Below are 24974 nucleotides of genomic sequence, written 5' to 3'. Positions count from 1 at the left end.
GAGAACGGCGATGCCGCACCGGCCTAACTTGGGGCAACCGAGCCCACAATCGCAAAGGTAGGCCGCCATGGTTGCTCCCACCGAAGTCGGACTCCGGTTTCCCGACTGGCCGCAGTTCGACGACTCCGAGCGGTCGAACCTGCTCCATGCCCTCGAGCAGAGTGGCTGGTGGCGGATGGGCGGCTCCCACGTGGACTCGTTCGAGAACGAGTTCGCCGCTCACCACGGCGCCAAGCACGCGCTCGCCGTCACGAACGGGACGCACGCGCTGGAACTGGCGCTGCAGGTCCTCGGTGTCGGGCCGGGGACCGAGGTGATCGTTCCGGCGTTCACCTTCATCTCGTCGTCACAGGCCGCCCAGCGGCTCGGTGCGGTAGCCGTGCCGGTCGACGTGGACCCGGAGACGTACAACATCGATCCGGCCGCCGCGGCAGCCGCCGTCACCTCTCGCACCGCGGCCGTCATGCCGGTGCACATGGCCGGTCAGATGGCCGACATGACAGCTCTGGCGAAGCTCTCCGCCGATACCGGTGTACCGCTGATCCAGGACGCCGCGCACGCGCACGGCGCCACCTGGGAGGGCAAGCGGGTCGGCGAGCTGGGTTCCGTCGCGACGTTCAGCTTCCAGAACGGCAAGCTGATGACCGCCGGCGAGGGCGGTGCTGTGATCTTCCCGGACACGGAACGTCACGAGGCCGCGTTTCTGCGCCACAGTTGCGGGCGGCCCCGGACCGACCGGCACTACATGCACGCCGTCGCCGGCTCGAACTTCCGGATGAACGAGTTCTCCGCCGCCGTCCTGCGCGCGCAGCTGGGCCGGCTGGAAGAACAGATCGACACCCGGGAGCAACGCTGGCCGGTCCTGTCCGGCCTGCTGGCCCGGATCTCGGGTGTGGTGCCGCAGCGTATCGACCCGCGAGCCGACCGGAACCCGCACTACATGGCGATGTTCCGGGTGCCCGGCATGGGCGAGGAACGCCGCAACGCCTTCGTCGACGAACTGGTCGCCCGCGGCCTGCCGGCGTTCGCCGGCTTCCGGGCCATCTACCGGTGCCCCGGATTCTGGGAGGTCAACGGGCCGGAGGAGACTGTCGACGAGATCGCCCGCCGGTGCCCGACCGCCGAGGCGATCAACGGCGACGCCGTGTGGCTGCACCACCGCACGCTGCTCGGCACGGAGCAGCAGATGCACGACATCGCGGACGTCGTCGCCGACGTGCTGGAGAGGCGGTGACCGCCCCGTTCCGGGTGGCCGTGGTCGGTCTCGGCTGGGCCGCGCGGTCGATCTGGTTGCCCCGCCTGCTGGCTCAGCCCGGGTTCCGGGTGGCCGCGGTGGTCGACCCGGCGCCCGGCGCCCGTGCCGAGGTGGAGCGGGCCGGGCTCACGGTGCCGGTGTACCCGGACGTGAGCGCGCTGACCGCCGCCGACATCGACCTGGCGATCGTCGCGACACCCAACCACCTGCACGCCGACATCGGTATGCGGCTGCTGGCCGGCGGCGTCCCGGTCTTCCTGGAGAAGCCGGTCTGCCTCACCTCCGCGGAGGCCGACCTGCTCGCGGCCGCCGAACTCGCCGGTGGGGCGACCCTGATCGCGGGCAGCGCCGGCCGGTACCGCGCCGACGTGCGGGCACTGCGCGACCTGCTGCCCACGCTGGGCCGGATCCGCCATCTGGACCTGGCCTGGGTGCGTGCCCGCGGGGTACCGGCCGGCAAGGGCTGGTTCACCCACCGGGGGCAGGCCGGCGGCGGCGCCCTTATCGACCTGGGCTGGCATCTGCTGGACACGGTCACCGGGCTGCTCGGAGCGACCACGTTCGAGCAGGCTGTTGCCACGTTCTCCGACGACTTCCTGCACGACCCGGCAGCCGGCGCGGCATGGCGGCAGGACAGTGCCGGGACGGCCGGCACCGGCGACGTGGAGGACACCGCACGCGGCTTCTTGGTGACCGGCAGTGGCGTCTCCGTCTCGATGCGCGCCAGCTGGGCGTCGCACGAGGCCACCGACGTCACGGTGATCCGGGTGGAAGGGAGCGCGGCCACCGCAACGCTGCGCTGCACCTTCGGATTCAGCCCCAACCGGGAAGGACCGTCCCGGCTGACCACCATCCGGCACGGCGAGACCACGCCGGTGGCCGTTCCTGACGAGCCGATCGGGTCCGAGTACGCCCGGCAGGTCGCCGAGTTGCCCGCGCTGCTGACCGCCCCGGGAGCACGCGGACGCGCCATCACCGAGGCTCGCGGCACCGTCGCCGTCATCGAGCGCCTGTACGACTCCGCGCACCGCGTCCCGGCCTGACAACCCCGAGCACGAGAGCACTGGAGGAACCGATGCAGCACACGTTCACTTCGACTCCGGTACGCCTGGTCGTCTTCGACATGGACGGCGTGATCGTGGACAGCACGGAGGTCATGCGGCAGGCGTTCAGTACCGCGTACGCCGAGGTGGTCGGGCCGGGCGAGCCGCCGTTCACCGAGTACAACCGGCACCTCGGCCGCTACTTCCCGGACATCATGCGCCTGATGGACCTGCCGCTGGCGATGGAGGAGCCGTTCGTCCGGGAGAGCTACCGGCTGGCTCACCTGGTGCCGATGTACGACGGCGTCGAAGAACTGCTGCACACGTTGCGTGCCGGCGGAATACGCCTCGCCGTGGCGACCGGCAAGAGCGGCGTACGTGCCCGCTCGCTGCTCGGCCAGCTCGGCATCCTGGACCTGTTCGACCTGGTGGTCGGCGGTGACGAGGTGGCCCGCGCCAAGCCGGCGCCGGACATGGTCCGGCGCGCGCTCGACGAACTCGGCATCCGGCCTCAGCAGGCGATCATGGTGGGTGACGCGGTGACCGACCTGGCCAGCGCGCACGCCGCCGGGGTGCGCGCGGTGGCCGCCGTCTGGGGACCCGGTGACGAGGCTGAGCTGCGCGCGGCCGGCGCCGACATGGTGGCCCGGGAAGCCTTCGACATCCTGCGCTGGTGCGTGCCCACCGAGGCTCGGACGGCTGCCGCGGCGGCCGGCCCGGTGGCGTCTTAGGGGCACGGCAGGGGTTCGGCCGACGGCGGGCTGCCGCGAGACTGACCCTGTTCAGGCCGTCCGCCGTGACGGCACGACCGGAACGGGTGGATGGCATGCTGCGTACCGAGCTGATCAAGCCGCTGCCCGAGCTGCTGCGCGCCAACGCGGAGCGATTCGGCGACAAGATCGCGTTCCAGGACGCGACACGTCAGGTGACCTGGGCGGAGCTCGAACGCCGTACCGGGCGAATCGCCGGCGCCCTGGCCGACCTTCGCTTGCAGACCGGGGACCGGGTCGCGATCTGCCTCGGCAACCGGGTCGAGACGGTGGAGGCCTACCTCGCGACGACCCGGGCCGGCGCCATCGGTGTGCCCCTGAACCCGCGAGTCACCGACCCGGAGCTGGCATATCTGCTGGACGACAGCGGCGCCTCGGTCGTCATCACCGACGACGCGCACCTGGACCGGATCGACCGGGTGTGCAACGGTCGGGGACAGTTCACGGTGGTGGCGGCCGGGACCGAACCCGCACCGGCTGGGGTTCGGTCCCTGGAGCAGATGGCCACCGAGGAGCCGACCCGGGCGCCCCGAGACGATCTCGGCCTGGACGACTTGGCCTGGATGCTGTACACCTCCGGCACCACTGGCCGGCCCAAGGGCGTGCTCTCCACGCAGCGCAACTGTCTCTGGTCGGTCGCGGCCTGTTACGTACCCGTTCCCGGGCTCTGCGCCGAGGACCGGGTGGTCTGGCCGCTTCCACTGTTCCACAGCCTCTCGCACATCGCCTGCGTGCTCGGGGTGACCGCCGTCGGCGCGTCCGCCCGGTTGATCGACGGGCTGGCCGCCGACGAGGTGATGGAGGCGCTGGAGAGTGACGAGGCCACGTTCTTGGCCGGCGTGCCGACGATGTACCACCACTTGGTCCGGGCCGCTCGCCGCGACGGGTTCCGGGCGCCGCGGCTGCGGATGGGCCTGGTGGGCGGATCCGTCACCAGCGCCGAGCTGCGCCGCTCGTTCGAGGAGCTGTTCGACGTGCCGCTGCTCGACGCCTACGGCAGCACGGAGACATGTGGATCGATCACCATCAACTGGCCGACCGGCGCCCGGGTCGCGGGCTCCTGCGGTCTGCCGGTGCCGGGCTTGGGTGTCCGGGTCGTCGACCCGGACACCGGGCTGGACGTGCCGTACGACGCCGAGGGCGAAGTCTGGGTACGCGGCCCCAGCGTGATGGCCGGCTACCACAATCAGCCCGAGGCGACCGAGGCCGTTCTGCGTGACGGCTGGTACCGCACCGGTGACCTGGTCCGGCGCGATGACTCCGGCTACTTCACGGTGACCGGGCGGATCAAAGAACTGATCATCCGGGGCGGCGAGAACATCCATCCGGTCGAGGTGGAGGACGTGATCAGGCAGGTGCCGGGCGTGGCCGACGTGGCCGTGGCGGGCAAGCCGCACGAGACTCTCGGCGAGGTACCGGTCGCGTTCGTGGTGCCCGGCCCGGACGGGGTGGACCCGGCTGAACTGCTGGCCTTCTGCCGCGAGCACCTGACCCACTTCAAGGTCCCGGAGGAGTTGTACGAGATCACCGAAGTCCCCCGGACCGCATCCGGGAAGGTGACCAGGCATCTCCTGCTCAGCCGGCCGGCTCTGCTCCGGGCCGGGACCGGTGGACACTTCGATACCCTGTTCCGGCTGGAATGGAACCCGCTCTCCTCGGTGACCGCCCCATCGGCCGGACCCGGTCACTGCGTGGTCACCGGCCCGTCGGCCATGGCGGTGGCGGGCCGGTTACGCGCTGCCGGCCTGTCGGCCGACGTGGTGGCGGACGCGGACGGTCTGCGCGACCGTGCCGGCGCGGCGCCCGCGATGGTGATCCTCGCCCACGCGGAACCTGGAGTGCCGGCCGCCCCCACCGACGACCTGCCGGCCGCGGCCGGCAGACTCGCCGCAGCCGCGTCTGGCTGGCTCGCCGACCCGGCCGTGGCGGGAATCCCGCTGGTTTTGCTTACCTGGCACGCCGTCGCTACGACTCCGGACGAGGACGTGCCCGATCCGGCGCAGGCGGCGATGTGGGGATGGGCCGGCAGTGTGCAGAACACGCACCCGGGCCGTCTGGTCGTGGTGGACCTGCCGGACGACGAGTCGTCACCCGCTTGCGTGCCGGCCGTGTTGGCGGCCGGCGCCGCCCAGGCGGCCGTCCGGTCCGGCACGATCCTGCTGCCTCGCCTGGCCCGGGCCGGCGCCCGGACCGAGAACACCCGGCTGGACATCGGCCGTACCGTCCTGCTCACCGGTGCCGACGGCGAACCGGGTGCCGCGATCGCCCGGCACCTGGTCGCCGGGCATGGCATTCGGCACCTCATCCTGGCCGTCGGACCCGATCCGGCCGGCGGACCCGTGCAGGCACTCAAGGCCGAACTCACCCGGCTCGGCGCCCGTGTCACGGTCGAGCGGTGCGCCCTGAGCGACCGCGACGCGTTGGACGCGCTGCTGGCGGGCCAGAAGCGCCGGCTGGGCGCCGTCGTGCACGTCGCCTCCGGGGCCGGGCGGGAATCCGAGCATCTGGCGGAGGCGGTGAACCTGGACGCGGCGACCCGGAGTCTGGGCCTGTCGGCGTTCCTGATCCTGTCGTCGGTGTCCGGCCTGCTCGGCGGTACCGCGGCGACTGCGGCCGAGGCGGCGGCCGCCGCCGCGCTGAATGCTGTGGCGCAGTGCCGTCACGCGGCCGGGCAACCGGCCGTCGCCCTGGCGTACGGCGCGTGGGAGGCGGCCGGCGCGGCGTCGGCAGCCCCGGGGATCGGCGCGCTGTCCACCGCGGACGGGCTCGCGATGCTGGACGTCGCGGTGACCGGCGACCGGCCACTGCTCGCAGCGATGCGCCTGGATGTCGACGGGGTCGGCGGTCCCGCGGCGGTGCCCGCCCCGCTGCTCGGGCTCGTCGAGATGCCGTGGCAGAACGCGGCGCCGGACGGTGACCGCCGCGCCGCACTGTGCCGCACGCTGGCCGCCATGCCCCCCACCGAGCGTCGCCACCACCTGATCGGCCTGGTCCGCACTGCCGCCAACGAGGCGCTCGGTCGTGCCGGGGAGGCACCACCCGGCGCCGACCGGTCGTTCCACGAGCTCGGGCTCACGTCGGTGGTCGCCGTCGCTCTGCGGGACCGGCTGGCCGCCGCGACGGGCCTGCGCCTGCCCGCCACGCTGGCCTTCGACCGCCCCACACCGGCCGCTGTCGCGGAACGGCTGCTGATGCTGCTCACCAGCACCACCGCGGCACCCGCACGGACCCGCCCGGCCGCCGCCACGGCGCCGCCCCCCGACGAGCCGATCGCGATCGTCTCGATGGCCTGCCGTCTGCCTGGCGGCATCACGTCCCCCGACGACCTGTGGAATGTGGTCGTCGGTGAGGTCGACGCGATCTCCGAGTTCCCCGACGACCGCGGCTGGGACTTTGCCGAACTCTTCGGCCCCGACCCGACCGGTACACGGCCCGGCCGGTCGCACACCCGCCACGGCGGCTTCCTGTACGACGCGGCGGGTTTCGACGCCGGCTTCTTCGGGATCTCCCCGCGGGAGGCCCTGGCCATGGACCCGCAGCAGCGGGTTCTGCTCGAGCTTTCCTGGGAGCTGTTCGAACGGGCCGGGATCGACCCGGACACCCAGCGCGGGGCGGAGATCGCCGTCTTCGCCGGCGCGATGCGGCAGGACTACGCGAGCGGCGTGGGCCGGGTGCCGGAGACGTCGGCCGGCTACCTGGACATCGGCACCGCGGGCGGCGTGGTGTCCGGCCGCATCTCGTACACCCTCGGCCTGCAGGGACCGGCAGTCACCGTCGACACGGCCTGTTCCTCCTCGCTGGTCGCCACGCATCTGGCGATGCAGGCGCTGCGTCGCGGAGAGTGCACGCTGGCACTCGCCGGCGGCGTGGCGATCATGGCATCGCCTCGGGCGTTCGTCGAGTTCAGCCGGCAGCGGGCGCTCGCCCCGGACGGGCGTTGCAAGGCGTTCGCCGCTGCCGCGGACGGCACCGCCTGGTCCGAGGGCGCGGGGCTGCTGCTGCTCGAGCGCCTTTCCGACGCCCACCGCAACGGCCATCGGGTGCTGGCCACCATCCGGGGCTCGGCGGTGAACCAGGACGGCGCGTCGAACGGGATGACGGCGCCGAGCGGGCCGGCACAGGAACGGGTCATCCGGAGAGCGCTCGCCGCGGCCGGCCTGAACGCCGCGGACGTGGACCTGGTGGAGGCGCACGGCACCGGCACACCACTGGGCGACCCGATCGAGGCACAGGCGCTGCTCGCCACGTACGGCCAGGGCCGTCCGCAGGACGAGCCGGTATGGCTCGGCTCGCTCAAGTCGAACATCGGACACGCCCAGGCGGCGGCCGGAGTGGCCGGCGTCATCAAAGCGGTGCAGGCGATGCGACACGGTGTGTTGCCACGAACGCTGCACGTGGACCAGCCGACACCGGAAGCCGACTGGGAGACCGGCGCGGTGGCTCTGCTCCATGACGCCCGGGACTGGCCGGTCACCGGGCGGCCCCGCCGGTGCGCTGTCTCCTCGTTCGGGGTCAGCGGCACCAACGCGCACCTCATCCTGGAGGGGGCCACCGAGCCGGCGTCGCCGCCCGAGCCGCCGCGCGCCGGCTGGGTGCCCTGGCCGATCTCCGCCGCGTCCGAACCGGCACTGCGAGCCCAGGCGGGTCGGCTGGCCGAGGCGGCCGGCGGTGGCCTCGACCGGCACGCTGTCGCCCGGATGCTCGCCGGTGGCCGGGCCGCGCTGGAACACCGCGTGGTCATCCTGGCCGAGGAGGTGGGCGTCGCGGTGACCGCCGCCCGGATGACGGCAACCGGCCGTACCGGGCCGTCCGTGATCACCGGCCGTGCCGACGTCGAGGGTTCGGTCGCCTTCGTCTTCCCCGGTCAGGGCGCTCAGTGGGCGGGCATGGGGCGCGAGCTCCTGGAGACCGCACCGGTGTTCGCGGCAAGGCTGCAGGAATGCGCCGAGGCACTGAGCACCGAGGTGGACTGGTCGCTGCACGACGTGCTCCGCGGTGTCCCCGGTGCGCCGGACCTGGACCGCGTCGATGTGGTCCAGCCGGTGACATTCGCCGTGATGGTCTCGCTGGCCGCTCTGTGGCAGTCGGCCGGTGTGCAGCCGGGCACCGTGGTCGGGCACTCACAGGGCGAGGTGGCCGCGGCCTGCGTGGCAGGCGCCCTCAACCTCGCCGACGCGACCCGTGTCGTGGTTCGCCGGGCCCGCCTGATCGCCGCCCGTCTCGCCGGGCGCGGCGGCATGGCGTTCGTGCCGATGAGCCCGGCCGAGGCCGGGGAACGCCTGGCGCCCTGGGGCGACGACCTGTCGGTGGCCGCGGTGAACGGACCGGCCTCCGTGATCATTTCGGGTGCCGTCGAGCCTCTCGACGAGCTGCTGTCCCAGCTCACCGTGGAGGGGGTGCGGGCCAAACGGGTGCCGGTCGACTACGCGTCGCACTCCGTGCAGGTGGAGAGCATCGAACAGGACCTCAAGGAAGCCCTCGGCGGCATCCGGCCGGTGGGCGGTACGGTGCCGATCTGGTCCACCGTCGACAACCGGTGGGTGGACGGCGCACAGCTCACCGGCGACTACTGGTACCGCAACCTGCGACAGCCGGTGCGTTTCGCCGAGGCCACCGACGCGCTGCTCGCCTCCGGGTACGGCTTCTTCCTCGAGGTCAGCGCGCATCCGGTGCTCGTACCCGCGCTGCGTGAGCACACCGAGCGCGCCGGAGCCCGCACCGCGGTGGTGGGCACCCTGCGCCGCGACGACGGCGGCCCGCGCCGGATGCTCACCTCGCTGGCCGAGGCGCACGTCCGTGGGCTGCCGGTCGACTGGTCCAGCTTGATCCCGGGCCCCGGACCGGTTGCCGACCTGCCCACCTATGCCTTCCAGCACAGCAGGTACTGGCTCGCGGCGGAGTCGCCCGACCCGGACACCGATGGCGTCCCTCCCGCTGATCGAGCGTTCTGGGCAGCGGTCGAGCGTGAGGACGTCCGGTCGGTCACCGACGCGATGGCGGTCACCGGCGACGGCGCGGCGGAACGAGCGGTGAGCCCGGCCGTGCCGGTGCTGGCCGCCTGGCGCCGATGGCGGCAGAACCGGGACCTGATGGATTCGTGGCGGTACCGGATCGACTGGCGCCGGCTGCCGGGCATCGGGGGCGCGCCGGTGGGCCGCTGGCTGGCGGTCGTGCCGCACGGTGACACCGAGGCCGCAGTGGTACGGGACGCCCTCACCGCGGCCGGGATCGACATCGCCGCGCTGAGTATCACGCCCGAGCAGGCCACCAGGGAGAACCTGGCCGGGCTGCTGCGTGACACCGCCGAGCCGGCCGGCGTGCTGTGCCTGCTCGGCCTCGACGCGCGGCCGATGCCCGGTCACCCGGGAGTCACCGCCGGCCTGGCTGGCGTGCACGCGCTGATCGCCGCACTGGGCGATGCGGGCGTGGCCGCGCCGATGTGGACCCTGACCCGGTGCGCGGTGCCGAACTCGCCGGGCGGCGGCTCGCCCCGCCCGGAGCAGGCCCTGATCTGGGGCTTCGGTCTGGCAGCCGCGCTCGAGCACCCACGGCGCTGGGGCGGCCTGATCGATCTGCCGGAAGTGCTCGACGAGCGTGCCGGGCACCGGCTCGCCGCCGTGCTCGGCGGCCCGGAGGACCAGGTGGCGATCCGCCGGTCCGGTGCCTTCGGGCGCCGGCTGGTGCGTGCCCCGCTGCCCGCCGGCGACGAGCCGCAGCCGTGGCGCCCGCGCGGCACCGTGCTGATCACCGGCGGCACCGGAGGAGTGGCCGGCCACGTGGCACGCCGGCTCGCTGCCGAGGGGGCCAAACATCTGATCCTGGTCAGCCGCCGTGGCGACGACGCGCCGGGGGCCGAGCGGTTGGTCACCGAGTTGCGCGGTCTTGGCGCCCGGGTCACCCTCGCCGCCGGCGACATCGCCGAACGTGCGACGGTGGACCGGCTACTGGCCGGCGTGCCGGCGGATCGGCCGCTGACCGCCGTGGTGCACGCCGCCGGTGTCGGTGAGTTCCGTTCCATCGACGAGAGCGACGTCGCGGACCTGACCCGGATCATGGCCGGCAAGGTGGCCGGCGCCGCTCATCTGGACGCCGCACTCGCCGGCGTACCGCTCGACGCGTTCGTCCTGGTCTCCTCCAACGCCGGTGTCTGGGGCGCCGGCGGCCAGGCCGCCTACGGTGCGGCGAACGCCTACCTCGACGCCCTCGCCGCCCGTCGTCGCGCTTCCGGTGGCAACGCCACTTCCATCGCCTGGGGTGCCTGGGCCGGTGCCGGCATGTCCTCGGTGGACGGGAACGCGGAGCGGCTGAGCCGGCGCGGCGTGCTGCCGATGCCGGCGGATCAGGCGGTCGCCGCTCTGCTGCGCGAAGCTGGCACCGGCGTGCCGACGATCTCGGTCGCCGACGTGGACTGGCGGCGCTTCGCCCCCGCATTCACCTCCGGGCGCCCCAGCCCGCTCCTGTCCGAGCTGCCGGAAGCGGCCCCGCAGGCGCCGCCCCTCACCGAGGCCGCGGCCCCGGACCGGTCGCCGCTCGACGCCCTGCCGGCGTCCGCTCGCCGCGCTGCCTTCCTGGACCTGATCCGGCACGAGGCCGCCCTGGTGCTCGGACACGGTGACGCGTCGGCGATCGACCCCGGCCGGGCGTTCCGGGAGCAGGGATTCGACTCGATGACGGCGGTGGAGCTTCGGGTCCGCCTCGTCGACGCAATCGGCCGGGCGCTGCCCAGCACCGTGGTCTTCGACCACCCCAGCGCCGCTGCCCTCGCTGCTCACCTCGCCGGTGCGGAATCCACCGCACCGGCCGGTCCGGCCGCGCCGCGCCCGGACGACGACGACCCGATCGCCATCGTCGCCATGAGCGGCCGGTTCCCCGGCGGCGCACGCACCCCCGAGGAGCTGTGGGATCTCGTGGTGGCGGCCCGCGAGGCGGCGGTCCCGTTCCCCACCGACCGCGGCTGGGACCTCGACCGGCTCTTCGACCCGACGCCTGACCGGCCGGGCACGTCGCACGTGCGGGCGGGTGGCTTCCTCACCGACGCCGACCGGTTCGACGCCGAATTCTTCGGCATCTCGCCCCGCGAGGCCCTCGCCATGGACCCGCAGCAGCGGCTGCTGCTCGAATCTGCCTGGGAGCTGCTGGAACGCGCCGGCGTCGACCCGCACAGCCTGCGCGGCAGTCGTACCGGGGTCTTCGCCGGCGCCTTCCACCAGGGTTACGGCGACGGGACCGGACCGGCCCGGGACGGCGTCGAGGGTTACTTCGTCACCGGCAACGCGCTGAGTGTCATGTCCGGGCGGGTCGCCTACACCTTCGGTCTGGAAGGTCCCGCCGTCACCGTGGACACCGCCTGCTCCTCGTCACTGGTCGCGCTGCACCTCGCCGCTCAGGCGCTGCGCAGCGGCGAGTGCGACCTCGCGATGGCCGGCGGAGTCACCGTGATGGCCTCGCCCGATGGTTTCGTGGAGTTCTCCCGGCAGCGTGGCCTCTCCGCCGACGGACGGTGCCGGGCGTTCGGCGCCGGCGCGGACGGCACCGGATGGGCGGAGGGCGTCGGCGTGCTGCTGCTGGAACGGCTCAGCGACGCCCGCCGCAACGGCCATCCCGTCCTCGCACTGGTCCGCGGGTCGGCGGTCAACTCCGACGGCGCCTCCAACGGGCTGACCGCACCCAACGGGCCGTCACAGCAGCGGGTCATCCGGGAGGCGCTGGCGAACGGCGGGCTCACCGCGGCCGACGTCGACCTCGTGGAGGGCCACGGCACCGGCACCGAACTCGGCGACCCGATCGAGGCACACGCCGTGCTCGCCACCTACGGACAGGGGCGGGACCCGGATCGGCCCGCCTGGCTCGGCTCGCTCAAATCCAACCTCGGGCACACCCAGGCGGCTGCCGGGGTCGCCGGCGTCATCAAGGTGGTGCAGGCCATGCGGCACGGCGTACTTCCGCGCACCCTGCACGCCGCGGAACCGTCCACCCGGGTGGACTGGGAATCGGGGGCGGTGCGGCTGCTCAACCGCCAGCGCCCGTGGCCCGACCATGGCCGGCCCCGGCGGGCGGCCGTCTCCTCGTTCGGTATCAGCGGCACCAACGCCCACGTGATCCTGGAGCAGGCACCCGCCGAGCCTGCCGACACGACACCGCGTACGCCGCTGCCCGTGGTGCCCTGGCTGCTCGCTGCGAAGACCCCGGAAGGGCTGACAGACCAGGCCACCCGGCTGCTCGCCGCCACCGAAGGGATGCCGCCCGCGAACGTCGGGCTCACGCTGACCACCCGGGCCGCGCTGCCGTTCCGGGCGGTCGTCGCGGCGCCGGACAGCGATCGGCTGCGCGCCCAGCTGCGCGAACTCGCCGCCGGCAACCCGCGGGGACAGGTGGTCGCCGGTACCCCGGTGTCGGGTCGCTTGGCGTTCCTCTTCACCGGGCAGGGCGCACAGCGAGCGGGGATGGGCCATGGTCTCTACCAGGCGTATCCGGCGTTCGCGGAGGCGTTCGACGAGACAGCGGCGGAACTGGACCGGCATCTCGACCGGCAGCTTGCCGACATCGTGTTCGGCGACGATCAGGGGCTGCTGGACCGGACCGAGTTCACCCAGCCCGGCCTGTTCGCCGTGGAGGTGGCTCTCTATCGTCTGCTGGAGAGCTGGGGGGTACGGCCCGACGTGGTTGCCGGGCACTCCATCGGCGAACTCTCCGCCGCTCACGTGGCCGGCGTGCTGACACTCGCGGACGCCTGCTGTCTGGTGGCGGCCCGCGGCCGGCTCATGCAGGAACTGCCCGGTGGTGGCGCCATGTGCGTCGTCGAGGCGACCGAGGCCGAATTGGCCGAGCACCTCGACGGGCTGGCCGACCGGGTGAGCATCGCCGCGGTCAACGGCCCGCATGCGGTGGTTGTCTCCGGCGACGACGAGGTGGTGTCCCGGCTGGTCCGTTCCTTCCACCAGCTCGGCCGCCGGACCAAGCGCATCCGGGCCAGTCACGCTTTCCACTCGCCGCACATGGAGCCCATGCTCGACCGGTACCGCGGCGTGGTGGCCGAGCTGGACCTGCGCCCGCCGGCGATCCCACTGGTCTCCACCCGCACCGGCGCGCCGGCTTCCGCGGAGATGCTCCTGTCACCGGACCACTGGACCGAGCAGGTCCGGCAAGGCGTGCGATTCGCCGACGCGGTCCGGGCGTTGCACGCGGAGCGGGTCAGCACCTACCTGGAACTCGGCCCCGGCGGGGTGCTGACCGCGATGGTGCAGGACTGCCTCGGCGAGGACGCGGACACGGTCGCGGCGGTGCCCACCCTGCGGCGCGACCGCGACGAACCAGAAGCCGTGGTCGCCGCGGTGGCCGGCCTGCACGTCCGCGGTGTCGCCGTCGACTGGCCGGCGCTCTTCGCCGGTTCCGGTGCGCGACCGGTCCAGCTGCCGACATACCCGTTCCGGGGTCGCCGGTACTGGCTCGCCCCCGAGCGCACCGGCGACGTCGGCGCGGCCGGCATCGAGGCCCTCGACCACCCGCTGTTGACCGCCGCCGTCCGGGTGCCCGACGAGGACGGGCTGGTGTGTACCGGACGACTCGGCAGCGGAGGTCACGTCTGGCTGCGGGACCACGTGGTGGCCGGCACCGTGCTGGTGCCCGGCACCTGCCTGATCGACCTCGCCGCGCGTGCCGGCGTCGAGCTGGGGTACGGCGCCGTCGACGAACTGATCATCGAGGCGCCGCTGGTCATGCCCGAGTACGGCGATCTTCAGTTGCGGGTGACGGTGGGTTCCATCGACGCCACTGGCCGGCGCCCGGTTCGCATCCACACCGGCCGGGCCGAGGAGCCGGAGTGGACCCGGCACGCGACCGGCCTGCTGAGCCCCGGCAGCCCGCGGGAGCCGATGTCGTTCGCGGCGCAGTGGCCGCCACGCGCGGCCGCCCCCGTGGACATCACCGACTTCTATGCGCGGATGGCGGCCGACGGCTACGAGTACGGGCCGCCCTTCCAGGGCCTGCGCGCGGTCTGGACACGCGGCGTTGAGATCTTCGCCGAGGTGGTCCTCCCCGATGAGGTCTTCCAGGGCGCCGAACGGCACGTCGTGCATCCCGCTCTGCTCGACGCGGCGCTGCACGCGGCGAGCTTCGGCGCGCTGGACACCCGCCGGGAGGGCAAGACATTGCTGCCGTTCGCCTGGAACGGTGTCACCGTGCACACGCCCGGCAGCGCCGCGCTGCGCCTGCGGATCGTCCCGGCCGGTGCGGACGCCGTCCGGCTGGAGGCGGCCGGTCCGGAGGGCACATCCGTGGTGACCGTCGAGCGGCTGCTGTTCCGGCCGATGGCCGCTGCCGCCCGCCCTTCGTCGTTGTTCCGGGTCGAGTGGCGGCCGCTGCCGCCCGGTGACCCGGCCCCGGTGGCGCCGGCCGCCGTCGTCGACCTCACCACCGGCACGGACCTGCTCCGGCGCGCGCTGGACGCCGCCCAAAGCGCCGACGATGCCCGGGTCGTATTGCTCACCAGGAACGCCACCACGGGAAACCCGGACGCGGCCGCCGTGTGGGGGCTGATCCGGAGCGCCCAACTCGAGCAGCCGGGCCGCTTCGTCCTGGTCGACCTGGACGACGACCCCGCGTCCCGCGCCGCGGTGGCGGACCTGCCGGTGGACGCGGAACCCCAGCTCGCCGTCCGGGCCGGCGCCGCCCACGTGCCACGGCTGGCGCGGCACACCGCAGCGGACCGGCCGGCGGCACTCGACCCCGCCGGAACGGTGCTGATCACCGGCGGCACCGGTCTGATCGGAGGCCTCGCCGCACGTCGGCTGGTCACCGATCACGGCGTCCGGCACCTGCTCCTGCTCTCCCGGAGCGGTCCGGCCGCGGAATCGGCCGACGGACTCCGCGCCGAGCTGGCCGAGCTGGGTGCGACGGTCGCCGTCCGGGCCTGTGACGCCGGTGACCGGGACGCCCTCGCGGCCGCCCTGGCCGCCGTGCCGGCGGCACATCCGCTGATCGGCGTGGTGCACGCCGCCGGAGTGCTCGACGACGGCGTGCTCGACAGCCTTTCGCCGGAGCGGCTGGCGACCGTGTGGCGGCCCAAGGCCGACGCGGCCCGGCACCTGGACGAGCTGACCCGGGACGACGATCTGGCCCTGTTCGTGCTCTTCTCCTCCGCCGCCGGCACGCTCGGCAGTCCCGGGCAGAGCGGCTACGCCGCCGCGAATGCCTACCTCGACGCCCTGGCCGTGCGCCGCCGGTCCGCGGGCCTGCCCGCGCTGTCGCTGGCATGGGGGCTCTGGGCGCAGGCCAGCGAGATGACCCGGCATCTGGGTCACGGCGATCCGGCGAAGACCGGCCGAGGGGGGATGGCGGCGCTCGATTCGGCCGAGGCGCTGGACATCTTCAGCGCCGCGCTCGGTTCCCCCGAGCCTGTCCTGGTGCCCGCGCGCCTCAACCTCGCCGGCCTCGCCCCCGAACCAGCCGGAAGCGTCTCGCCGCTGCTGCGCGGACTGGTCCGCCGGCGCGCGGCGGTTCGTGGTCGTGACGCGGCGGCCGGCGGGTCGCAGCGGGAGCGGATCGCCGGTCTCGCCCCGGCCGACCGAGCCGCCGCGCTGCTGCGGCTGGTCCGGGCCGAGGCGGCGGCCGCACTCGGACACACCGGTGGTGAGCTGTTGGAGCCGGAGCGGGCGTTCCAGGAGGCTGGCTTCGACTCGCTGACCGCGGTGGACCTGCGGAACCGGCTCACCAGGGCCACCGAGGTACGACTACCGGCCGGCCTGGTGTTCGACCATCCCAACCCCGTCGCGCTCGCCGGGCATTTGGACGAGCAGATCGGAGGCACGGCGGGGCCGGTCACACCGCCGGTGCTGGCCGAGCTGGACCGGCTGGAACGCCTGTTGGCTGTCGCTCCGGACGAGGCGATCCGCGAGCAGGTGGTGGGTCGGCTCGGGCGGCTCGCCGAGCGCTGGCGACCCGGCACAACCGGCGACGAGGAGATCGACCTCGGGTCGGCGAGCGACGACGAACTCTTCGACGCCATCGACAGCGAACTGGGTTCGTCGTGAACGGCCCGCGACGGTGAGGGAGCACTGGTATGCAGACGAACGCTGACGTGGTGATCGTCGGGTACGGCCCGGTCGGTCAGGTGCTGTCCATCCTGCTGGCCCAGCGCGGCCACTCGGTGACCGTGCTGGAGCGGTACCCGGAGCCGTATCCGATGCCGCGGGCCGTCGCCTACGACGGGGAGGGCGCCCGCATCCTGGCGGCGTGCGGTGTGGCGGCCGGGCTCGTCCCCGTCACCGAGCTGACCCGCGACTACGTGTGGCGCAACGCGGCCGGCGATGTCCTGATGCGGATGGAGCCGCCGGCGCACGGCCGGCACGGCTGGCCCGAGTCGACCTCGATGTACCAGCCCGGCCTGGAAGCGGTGCTCGGCGCCCGCGGCGCGGAGCTGCCCACGCTGCGGGTGCTCCGCGGCTACCAGGCCGAGACGCTCGCGGAACGCGACGACCAGGTGGTCGTCAGGGCCAGGTCGGCCACCGCTACCGAGGACTTCACGGCGGCCTGGGTGATCGGCTGCGACGGGGCGAACAGTGTCGTCCGCGAGCACGTCGGCACATCGATGGCGGACTACCGCTTTTCCACCGACTGGCTGATCTGCGACGTGCGGCTGCACGAGGAGCAGGAGTTCAGCCCGAACAATCTCCAGATCTGCGATCCGGCTCGACCCCGTACGGCGGTGTCGGCCGGCCCTGGCCATCGCCGTTGGGAATTCCTCCGGGTGCCGGGGGAGACCCGCGACGAGATGGACGACGAGGACTTCGTCTGGCGGATGCTCGCCTTGTTCGACCTCACTCCGGACCGGGCCACGCTGGACCGGCACGCCGTGTACACCACTCAGGCCGCATGCGCGAACCGCTGGCGTTCGGGCCGCATGTTGCTGGCCGGCGATGCCGCGCACGTCATGCCGCCCTTCATCGGGCAGGGCATGTGCTCGGGCATCCGGGACGCGGCAGCTCTCGCCTGGCGCCTCGACCTGGTGCTCGCCGGGATGGCCGGTGAGACGGTGCTGGATTCGTACACCATCGAGCGCCGTGCCCACGTCCGCCCGGCCATCGAGGCCTCCATCACGCTGGGCAAGGTGCTCTGCGAGACGGATCCAGTCAAGGCGGCGGGGCGAGACACGTTCATCATGGACAGCCGCCGCCGGGGTACGCCGGTGCAGGCGCCGCAGCAGGGTTTGTCGGACACCATCCGCAACGGCTTCCTGCGCCGCAACGCGGACGGCGTGATCGTCGCACCGGCCGGGCATCTGACCCCGCAGGGACGGGTGCAACGGGAGGGTACGACCGGATTGTTCGATCAGGTCGTCGGTTCGGGCTTCACGCTGATCACCACCGCGGCGGCGGAGCTGCGCCCGGACGACAGAGTATTCCTGGACGACATCGGTGGGCACCCGGTCTGCGTCCGGCCCGCAGGCACCCCACCCGGTGATCTCGGTTCGGACGAGGTGATCGACCTCGACGGTGTCTACCTGCCCTATCTGTCCGATGCCGACGCCGTCGCCATCCTGGTACGGCCGGACTTCTATCTCTTCGGCGCCGCCCACGGCCCCGACGATGTGCCGGCGCTCATCGCCGACCTGCGTGCTCAACTGCTCGCACCGGCCGGAGTGCGCTGATCTCCATGGAGAGGACTGCCGTGTCGGACTTGCGTACGTTCGGAAAGTTTCTGTCGTCGGTGGTGCCGCTGGACCCGGTCATGCGGGTCCGGCACCTGTACCAGCTGATCCCGGAGAGTCTGGAGTTCGCGGGCAGGTCTACCCGGTACATGAACTACGGCTACTGGGACGACGGTTGCACCAGCATGGACGCGGCCTCGGAGGCGCTCGCACGGCTGCTCGCCGACGCCGCCGGCATCACTGCCGGCGACGTCGTGCTCGATGTCGGTTTCGGCCATGGCGACCAGGATTTCCTCTGGCTCCAGGAGAGGCAGCCGGCGCGGGTGCACGGCGTCAACATCACCCCGCACCACGTGGAGAGCGCGCGCCGGCGGGCGGCCGACGAGGGCGTGGCGGACCGGCTCGAGTTCCATCTCGGTTCGGCCACCGACCTTCCGTTCCCGGACGCCACGTTCGACCGGGTGGTCGCCCTGGAGTGCGCCTTCCACTTCCGGACCCGGCGTACCTTCCTCGCGGAGGCGCTCCGGGTGTTGCGTCCCGGCGGCACGATCGGACTGATCGACATCCTGCCGGTCGACCAGGAAACCCCGCAGACCGCCCTGCGTTCCATCCAGTTCGACTGGATCTCACGGACCTACGACCCCGCCAACTGGTACGGCACGGGTCGCTACCTCGGCGAACTGGCAGGCGTCGGCTTCACCGCCGGCGCGATCCGGTCGATCCGGGAGCGGGTGTACGAGCCGTACCGCCGCGCCATGGTGGAGCAACTCGCCGATCCGGACTTCGTGGCGTCGCTGGAGCCCGGCCAGCACGAGACCCTGATCAGGGTGTGGGAGGGCCAGGAAACGCTCGGGTCCGACCTGGCAATGCTCGACTATGTGGTGGTCACCGCGACCAAGCCGGCCTAGATCGTACTGTCGCTCGCTCAGGCGCTCGCGTCCAGGGCGAGCGGCAGATCCCGGCGCCGGCGCACCCCGAGCTTGCGGTAGACCCGCGTCAGGTGCTGCTCCACCGTGCTCGCGGTGACGTCAAGCCGGGTGGCGATCTCCCGGTTCGTGCAGCCCAGCACGGCCAGCGACGCAACCCGCCGCTCCGACGGCGTCAGCGACGTGAGCAGCCCGGCCGTCTCCGTCTCCGCAGCAGGCAACGGCACCGCGCCGTCCCAGGACATCAACCGCTGGGCCAGCGGCACGGCGTTCAGGACGTCGGCCAGATGCCACGCCTTGCGGAAGACCATACGCGCACGATGCCTGTCGCCGGTCTCGTGGTGAGCGGCGCACAGATCGGCGAGCACCTCGGCCTGTCCGAAGCGGTCGCCGCAGCGCTCGAACAGCTCCAGTGCCTCGCCGAGCATCTCCGGCCGGCGTGCCACCGGGCTCGTCGCCGCCAGCGCCCGCAGGTGCCGTGCCCGGGTGCGTGCCGTCGCGTCGGCCCGTCCGGCCTGCTCGTAGACCAGCTGCCGGGCTTGCTCGGGGTTGCCCAGCCGCAGCCATGCCTGCGCCGCGTCGGTGCGCCACGGCACCAGGTCGGCCGCGTCCAGCCCCCAGCCACGGACGAGTTCGCCGCAGGACATGAAATCCGCCAGGGCCGGATAGTGATGCCCGGTGGACAGGTAGTGATGACCCCGGGCGTGCAGGTAGTGCAGGCCGTACCGGCTGTCCAGCGTGCCACTGGGCAGGGCCTGATCCAGGTATTTGGCCGCTTCGTCGTGATCGCCCCGGCGGGTGGCGGCCAGGATGACGGCTGCCAGCGGAAAGCCGATCGCGGCTCCCCAGGACGCTGCGGAGAGACCGGCCAGCGCCGTCCGGCCGAAGTCACCGGCCCGGGTCAGGTCGCCACGTTGCAGCACGATGTGCGCCATCGCGGCCCCGAACATCGCCTGCCAACTGGCGGACTGCCGGGCCTGTGCCTCGGCCAGTAGGCGCAGCCCCCAGCGCTCGGCCGGGTCACTGTGATCCGCGGTGGACAGGATCAGCAGCGCCAGGCCCGCCGCCTCGGCCGCCCAGGGACGCCGCGCGTTGAGCCGCAGGCCGGCAAGAGCCTCCTCGGCCACCCGCGCGGACCCTGGTCCCGGCCCGGTGAGCAGCGCGTCGGCCAGTCGGGCTGCCTTGTGCAGCCAGGGGTCGGCGCCGGCCCGGACGGCGAAGGTGTCCGGCGCGCCCGGGCGCCGGCGGGCCAGCCTCGGGTGGGCCGCGGCCAGCCAGCTGTCCAGATCGCGTACCCCTGCCGAGTCGGCGGCACGCATCCGGTCCAGCAGCTGCCGCGCCTGGGGGGCGCGCCCCGCCGCCAGCAGACGGTTGACCACCACCGCCTGCTCGCCGGTGTCCAGAACCCCGGTTGACGCGTCCGTCACCAGTGCGTCGAGATGCTCGGCAGCGGCCGACGGATCGGCCTGCCACTCCGCCTCGGCGAGCAGCATCCGAATCCGCTCGGGGCGGACGCCGGGGGCCTGCCGGGCGAGGCGTAGCGCATCGAGCGCGTCCGGGGTACGGCCGTCGTGCAGCGCCTCGGCAGCCGCGTCGATCAGCACGTCGGCGGCCCACGGCGCGTCATCGCCGCCGGCCCGCAGCAAATGCTCGGCCACCTCCGCGACGCCGCCGCCGCGCCGACGCACCAGATGTGCCGCGGCCCGGTGCAGGTCGCGGCGGTCGGCCGGCGCGACGTCGGCCAGCACCGCGTCGCGCGCGCCCGGGTGCCGCAGCCGGCCGTCGTCGAGCAGGCCGGCCGCGTTCAGCGCCCGCAACGATCGACCCACCAGGTCCTCGCCGGCCCCGGTCATCACGGCCAGCTCAGCCGGGTCCGCGTCGTCCAGCACTGCCAGGCCGTGCAGCACCCGGGTGGCCGTCCGGGGCAGGCGGTGCAGAAGGCTGTGCAACGCCAGCCGGTACACCTCGTGCCGGCCGGCTCCAGCGTCCTGATCGTCGGCGAGCGCCCGGACCAGCAGCGGATTGCCGCCGCTTGCCCGCCACAACTCGGCGGCGCGTGGCTCGGCCGGGTCGCCGCGTGCGGTCAGTACGGCACGGACTCCGGCGGGGGAAAGCGGGCCGAGACGGACCCGGCGCAAGCCCGGCATGCGCGACAGCTCGGCGCGGAAGGTGACGTGCCGGGGCTCGGGGTCGGTGTCGTCGTCGGTCAGTACCACGAGCAGTGGTGCGGCGAAGGCCCGGCGCGCCAGATGCAGCAGGAACCCCAGTGATGCCTCGTCGGCGTGCCGGATGTCGTCCACGGTCACCAGCACCGGACGGCTCGCAGCGAGCCGCAGCAGATCGGCGCAGGCGTCGTGAACCACGCGCAACAGGTCGGTGCCGGTCGTCGCCGCCGGGTCAGGCCTTCGCAAGGCCGGATGCTGTGCCAGCTGTGTCAGCGCCCCGAGGACGAGTTCGTGCTCGCCACCGGCGCACTCGGCGGAGATGGTGACCATGCCCGCCGCCTCGGCCCGGCCAGCCAGTTCGTGCAGCAGAGCGCTCCGCCCGCAGGCGGCCGGGGCATTCATCAGCACCACGCCTCCGGTGCGGGCCCGGCACGCGGCCAATGCCCGATCCAGGAGCCCGAGGTGCTCCTCTCGCTCGACAAGAGCCATTGGGCATCACCTCATCCGAGCATCAGAATACGCAACAGCGGTCCGTGCGAACTCCTGGTAACGCCTCGACCAACCCCTATTAATCGTGGGTGGGGGCGGCCCGGCCGACGAGAAACACAGGTCGGGGGCGTGAAGGGGCTACTTAGGGGTTGAACGGCGAGAACGCGCACCCGTAGCTTCGTGGTGCAGCCGATGCCGCTCGTACCGTATTCAATTCCTGAATTCCGGCCGCAACGGATTCTTGTTGTCCTTCATGTTTTGGAGGTCCCGGATCAGTGGTCGATCGTCGAAATGGTCCGCCGGGACGGAACAGGCCACATGGATAACGAAGAAAAACTCCGGGAATATCTCAGGCGGGCAACCGCGGACCTCAAAAGGACCAAGCAGACGCTCCGCGATGCGGACGCCCGGACCCGGGAGCCGATCGCCATCATCGGCATGGCGTGCCGGTACCCCGGTGGCGTCGCCGGACCCGAGGACCTGTGGCGGCTGGTCGCCGATGGCACCGACGCGATCACCGGGTTCCCGGTGAACCGTGGCTGGGACGTCGACGCGCTGTACGACCCGGAACGCGGCCGGCCCGGCACCACCTACGCGGCCGAGGGTGGATTCCTGCACGACGCCAACGGGTTCGACCCCGCCTTCTTCGGCATCAGCCCCCGGGAAGCCCTCGCCATGGATCCGCAGCAGCGGCTGCTCCTGGAGGTCTCTTGGGAGTCGCTGGAACATGCCCGGATCGATCCGGGCACGCTGCGTGGTTCGCGGACCGGCGTCTACGCCGGGCTGATGTACCACGACTACGCCGCCAAAGCCATCGACGTGCCCGAGGGCGTCGAGGCGTTCGTCGGCGTCGGCAACTCGGGCAGCGTCGTATCCGGCCGGGTGGCGTACGCCCTCGGCCTCGAAGGACCCGCCGTCACCATCGACACCGCGTGCTCCTCCTCCCTGGTGGCGCTGCACTGGGCGGTGCAGGCGCTGCGCTCGGGTGAATGCACGCTGGCCTTGGCCGGCGGGGTGACCGTGATGGGCACCCCGCAGGTCTTCGTGGACTTCAGCCAGCAGGGTGGCCTCGCGGCGGACGGCCGCTGCAAATCGTTCGGTGCGACCGCCGACGGCACCGGCTGGTCCGAGGGCGCCGGGCTGCTCGTGGTGGAGCGGCTGTCCGACGCGCGCCGCAACGGTCACCGTGTGCTCGCTGTGGTCCGCGGCTCCGCGATCAATCAGGACGGCGCCTCCAACGGGCTGACCGCTCCGAACGGGCCGGCCCAGCAGCGCGTGATCCGGCAGGCCCTGACGAACGCCGGCCTGACGCCGGCCGACGTCGACGCGGTGGAGGCACACGGTACGGGGACCACGCTTGGTGACCCGATCGAGGCCGAGGCGTTGCTCGCCACCTACGGCCAGAACCGCGAGCAGCCACTGCGGCTCGGCTCGATCAAGTCGAACCTCGGGCACACCCAGGCGGCGGCCGGCGTCGCCGGGATCATCAAGATGGTGCAGGCGATGCGGCACGGCGTTCTGCCGCGCACCCTGCACGTCGATGAACCCAGCGGCGAGGTGGACTGGACGACCGGCGCGGTCTCCCTCCTCTCCGCGCCGGCGGCGTGGCCCGAGGTCGATCGGCCGCGGCGAGCCGCGGTGTCGTCGTTCGGCGTGAGCGGCACGAACGCGCACGTGATCCTGGAGCAGGCGGTCGAGACCCTCGATCAGGCAGTCGAGGAGACGCCGGAGCGGCCGACCGGGGAACCGAACCCGGGCCCGGTGCCGTGGCTGATCTCAGCACGCTCACCGGAGGCGCTCCCCGATCAGCTGTCCCGGCTGGCGGCCCTCGACGCCGACCCGGTGGATGTCGGATTCTCGCTGGCCACGACGCGGGCGCTGCTGCCGTACCGGGCCGTGGTGACCGACCCGTCGGCGCCGCTGGACGTCGTACACGTCACCAGTGGCCGGCTGGGCCTGCTCTTTCCCGGCCAGGGCGCGCAGTTCCCCGGCATGGGCGACGGCCTGTACCGGACCTATCCCACCTATGCGGCCGCCTACGAGGAGATCGCCCGCGAGTTCGGCTTCGCACTGCACGAGCACCTGGACGAGACCCGGTACACCCAGGCCGCGCTCTTCGCGGTCGAGGTGGCCACGTTCCGGTTGCTGGAGTCGTGGGGGGTGCGCCCGGATCTGTTGCTGGGGCATTCGATCGGTGAGCTGGCCGCCGCGCACGTGGCGGGACTGTGGTCGTTGGCCGATGCGGTGAAGGTGGTCGCGGCTCGGGGGGCGTTGATGCAGGCGCTCCCGGCGGGCGGTGCGATGGTCGCCGTACCGGCCGGCGAGGACGACGTGACGCCGTACCTCACTGATGGGGTGTCGATCGCGGCGGTCAACGGCCCTCGGGCGGTGGTGATCTCCGGAGACGAGGACGCGGTCCTGGCAGTCGCGGCCCGGTTCGACAGGTCGCGGCGGTTGCGGGTCAGTCATGCGTTCCACTCGGCCCGGATGGAGCCGATGGTCGCGGACTTCGCGGCCGTGCTGGCGACGGTGCGGTTCGAGACACCGTCGCTGCCCTGGATCTCGAACGTCACCGGCGCGCCGGCCGGGGCCGAGGTGACGGACCCGGAGTATTGGGTGCGGCAGCTCAGGCAGCCGGTGCGGTTCGCCGACGGCCTCGCCGCGATGCGGGACGCGGACGTCAGCGTCCTCGTCGAGGTAGGCCCGTCCGGTGCCCTCGCCACCCACGTCGACGGGGTGTGCCTGCCGACCCTGCGCAAGGATCGGGACGAGCCCCGGACGCTGCTGACCGCGCTCGCCGGCGCGGGTGCCGAGTGGACCCGCTTCTACCCCGGCGCTCGTACCGTGGACCTGCCGACCTACCCGTTCCAGCACGAGGATTTCTGGCTGCGCTCCGGCACGGTCGGCGGCACTCCGCCGGCCGGCCTCGGTCTCGAGGCGGCCGGCCATCCGCTTCTCGGTGCCGAGGTACATTCCGCCGGCTCCGGCGAACTGCTCTTCACCGGTACGCTCTCCGCCGCCGCGCAGCCCTGGCTGACCGACCACACGGTCCGGGACGTCGTCGTGCTGCCGGGCGCCGCACTGGTGGACCTGGCACTGCACGCGGGCCGGCGTACCGGCCGTCCGGTCCTCGACGAACTCACCATCGAGAACCCGCTGATCCTGCCCCGGCACGGCGACCTGCGGATCCAGGTCGTCGTCGGCGCGCTGGGCGAGCTGGGCATCCACTCGCAGCCGGCCGGCGATCCGGACGGCTCCTGGACCCGGCATGCCTCGGGTGTGTTGGGCGTGGCTGGTGCGGTGGTGGAGGACACGTCGCTGGCTGTGTGGCCGCCGGCGGGTGCTGAGGAGTTGCCGGTGGCCGGCTGGTATGACGCATTGGCGTCGGCTGGTTTGGGCTACGGTCCGGTGTTCCAGGGCTTGCGTGGCCTATGGCGTCGCGATGGTGAGGTGTTCGCGGACGTCAATGTTGATGTTGATGTTGAGGGTTTTGGTATTCATCCGGTGTTGTTGGATGCGGCGTTGCATCCGGTGGGTGTGTTGTTGGGGTCGGATGGGCCGTTGTTGCCGTTTGTGTGGGGTGGGGTGCGGTTGGTGGCGACGGGTGCGCGGTCGTTGCGGGTGCGTTTGACCCGGGTGGGTGATGCGGTGTCGTTGTTGTTGGCTGATGGTGCGGGTGTGC

The 24974-nt window shown here is 72.8% G+C and carries 8 protein-coding genes; 7 read left to right on the top strand and 1 reads right to left on the bottom strand.

Translation table 11 applies throughout. The annotated features are described in order from the left end of the window. The first annotated feature begins 67 nt into the window (after positions 1 to 67). The 6 genes from LPA41_RS30645 (at position 68) to LPA41_RS30620 (ending at position 18620) form a co-directional block, all read left to right on the top strand. Positions 68 to 1234: a DegT/DnrJ/EryC1/StrS family aminotransferase gene (locus LPA41_RS30645; RefSeq protein WP_229074512.1), complete on the top strand. Its 1167-nt coding sequence runs from the start codon at positions 68 to 70 to the stop codon at positions 1232 to 1234. Then, complete coding sequence (locus LPA41_RS30640; protein ID WP_229074511.1) at positions 1231 to 2298, top strand: Gfo/Idh/MocA family protein; 1068 nt, start codon at positions 1231 to 1233, stop codon at positions 2296 to 2298. Before LPA41_RS30645 ends, LPA41_RS30640 begins: the two co-directional genes overlap by 4 nt. A 32-nt stretch (positions 2299 to 2330) precedes the next feature. After that, positions 2331 to 3029: an HAD-IA family hydrolase gene (locus LPA41_RS30635; protein ID WP_229074510.1), complete on the top strand. Its 699-nt coding sequence runs from the start codon at positions 2331 to 2333 to the stop codon at positions 3027 to 3029. 95 nt (positions 3030 to 3124) lie between these two features. Then, on the top strand, positions 3125 to 16096 hold the full coding sequence (locus tag LPA41_RS30630; RefSeq protein ID WP_229074509.1) for a type I polyketide synthase: 12972 nt from the start codon (positions 3125 to 3127) through the stop codon (positions 16094 to 16096). 29 nt (positions 16097 to 16125) lie between these two features. Further along, a complete protein-coding gene (locus LPA41_RS30625) occupies positions 16126 to 17712 on the top strand; it encodes a bifunctional 3-(3-hydroxy-phenyl)propionate/3-hydroxycinnamic acid hydroxylase (RefSeq protein WP_229074508.1) in 1587 nt (528 codons plus the stop codon). Between the two features lie 29 nt (positions 17713 to 17741). After that, complete coding sequence (locus LPA41_RS30620) at positions 17742 to 18620, top strand: cyclopropane-fatty-acyl-phospholipid synthase family protein (RefSeq protein ID WP_229074507.1); 879 nt, start codon at positions 17742 to 17744, stop codon at positions 18618 to 18620. Between the two features lie 17 nt (positions 18621 to 18637). Here LPA41_RS30620 and LPA41_RS30615 read toward each other — a convergent pair whose 3' ends face one another. Next, positions 18638 to 21292 carry an AAA family ATPase gene (locus LPA41_RS30615; RefSeq protein WP_229074506.1) on the bottom strand — a complete coding sequence of 885 codons (2655 nt, stop codon included), beginning with the start codon at positions 21290 to 21292 and terminating at the stop codon, positions 18638 to 18640. Positions 21293 to 21610: 318 nt separating this feature from the next. Here LPA41_RS30615 and LPA41_RS30610 point away from each other — a divergent pair. Further along, on the top strand, positions 21611 to 24974 hold a 3364-nt coding region (locus LPA41_RS30610; protein ID WP_229074505.1), incomplete at its 3' end, for a type I polyketide synthase.

It is taken from the genome of Actinoplanes sp. DH11, assembly GCF_020873875.1.
Classification (GTDB): Bacteria; Actinomycetota; Actinomycetes; order Mycobacteriales; family Micromonosporaceae; genus Actinoplanes.
Note: the sequence above shows the minus strand (reverse complement) of the source record. Positions and strands in the feature narration are given on the sequence as shown.

Excerpts from the sequence above, each read along its gene's own strand:
- LPA41_RS30645 (WP_229074512.1), top strand. The coding sequence starts at position 68 with ATGGTTGCTCCCACCGAAGTCGGACTCCGGTTTCCCGACTGGCCGCAG.
- LPA41_RS30635 (WP_229074510.1), top strand. The coding sequence starts at position 2,331 with ATGCAGCACACGTTCACTTCGACTCCGGTACGCCTGGTCGTCTTCGAC.
- LPA41_RS30630 (WP_229074509.1), top strand. The coding sequence starts at position 3,125 with ATGCTGCGTACCGAGCTGATCAAGCCGCTGCCCGAGCTGCTGCGCGCC.
- LPA41_RS30625 (WP_229074508.1), top strand. The coding sequence starts at position 16,126 with ATGCAGACGAACGCTGACGTGGTGATCGTCGGGTACGGCCCGGTCGGT.
- LPA41_RS30615 (WP_229074506.1), bottom strand. The coding sequence starts at position 21,292 with ATGGCTCTTGTCGAGCGAGAGGAGCACCTCGGGCTCCTGGATCGGGCA.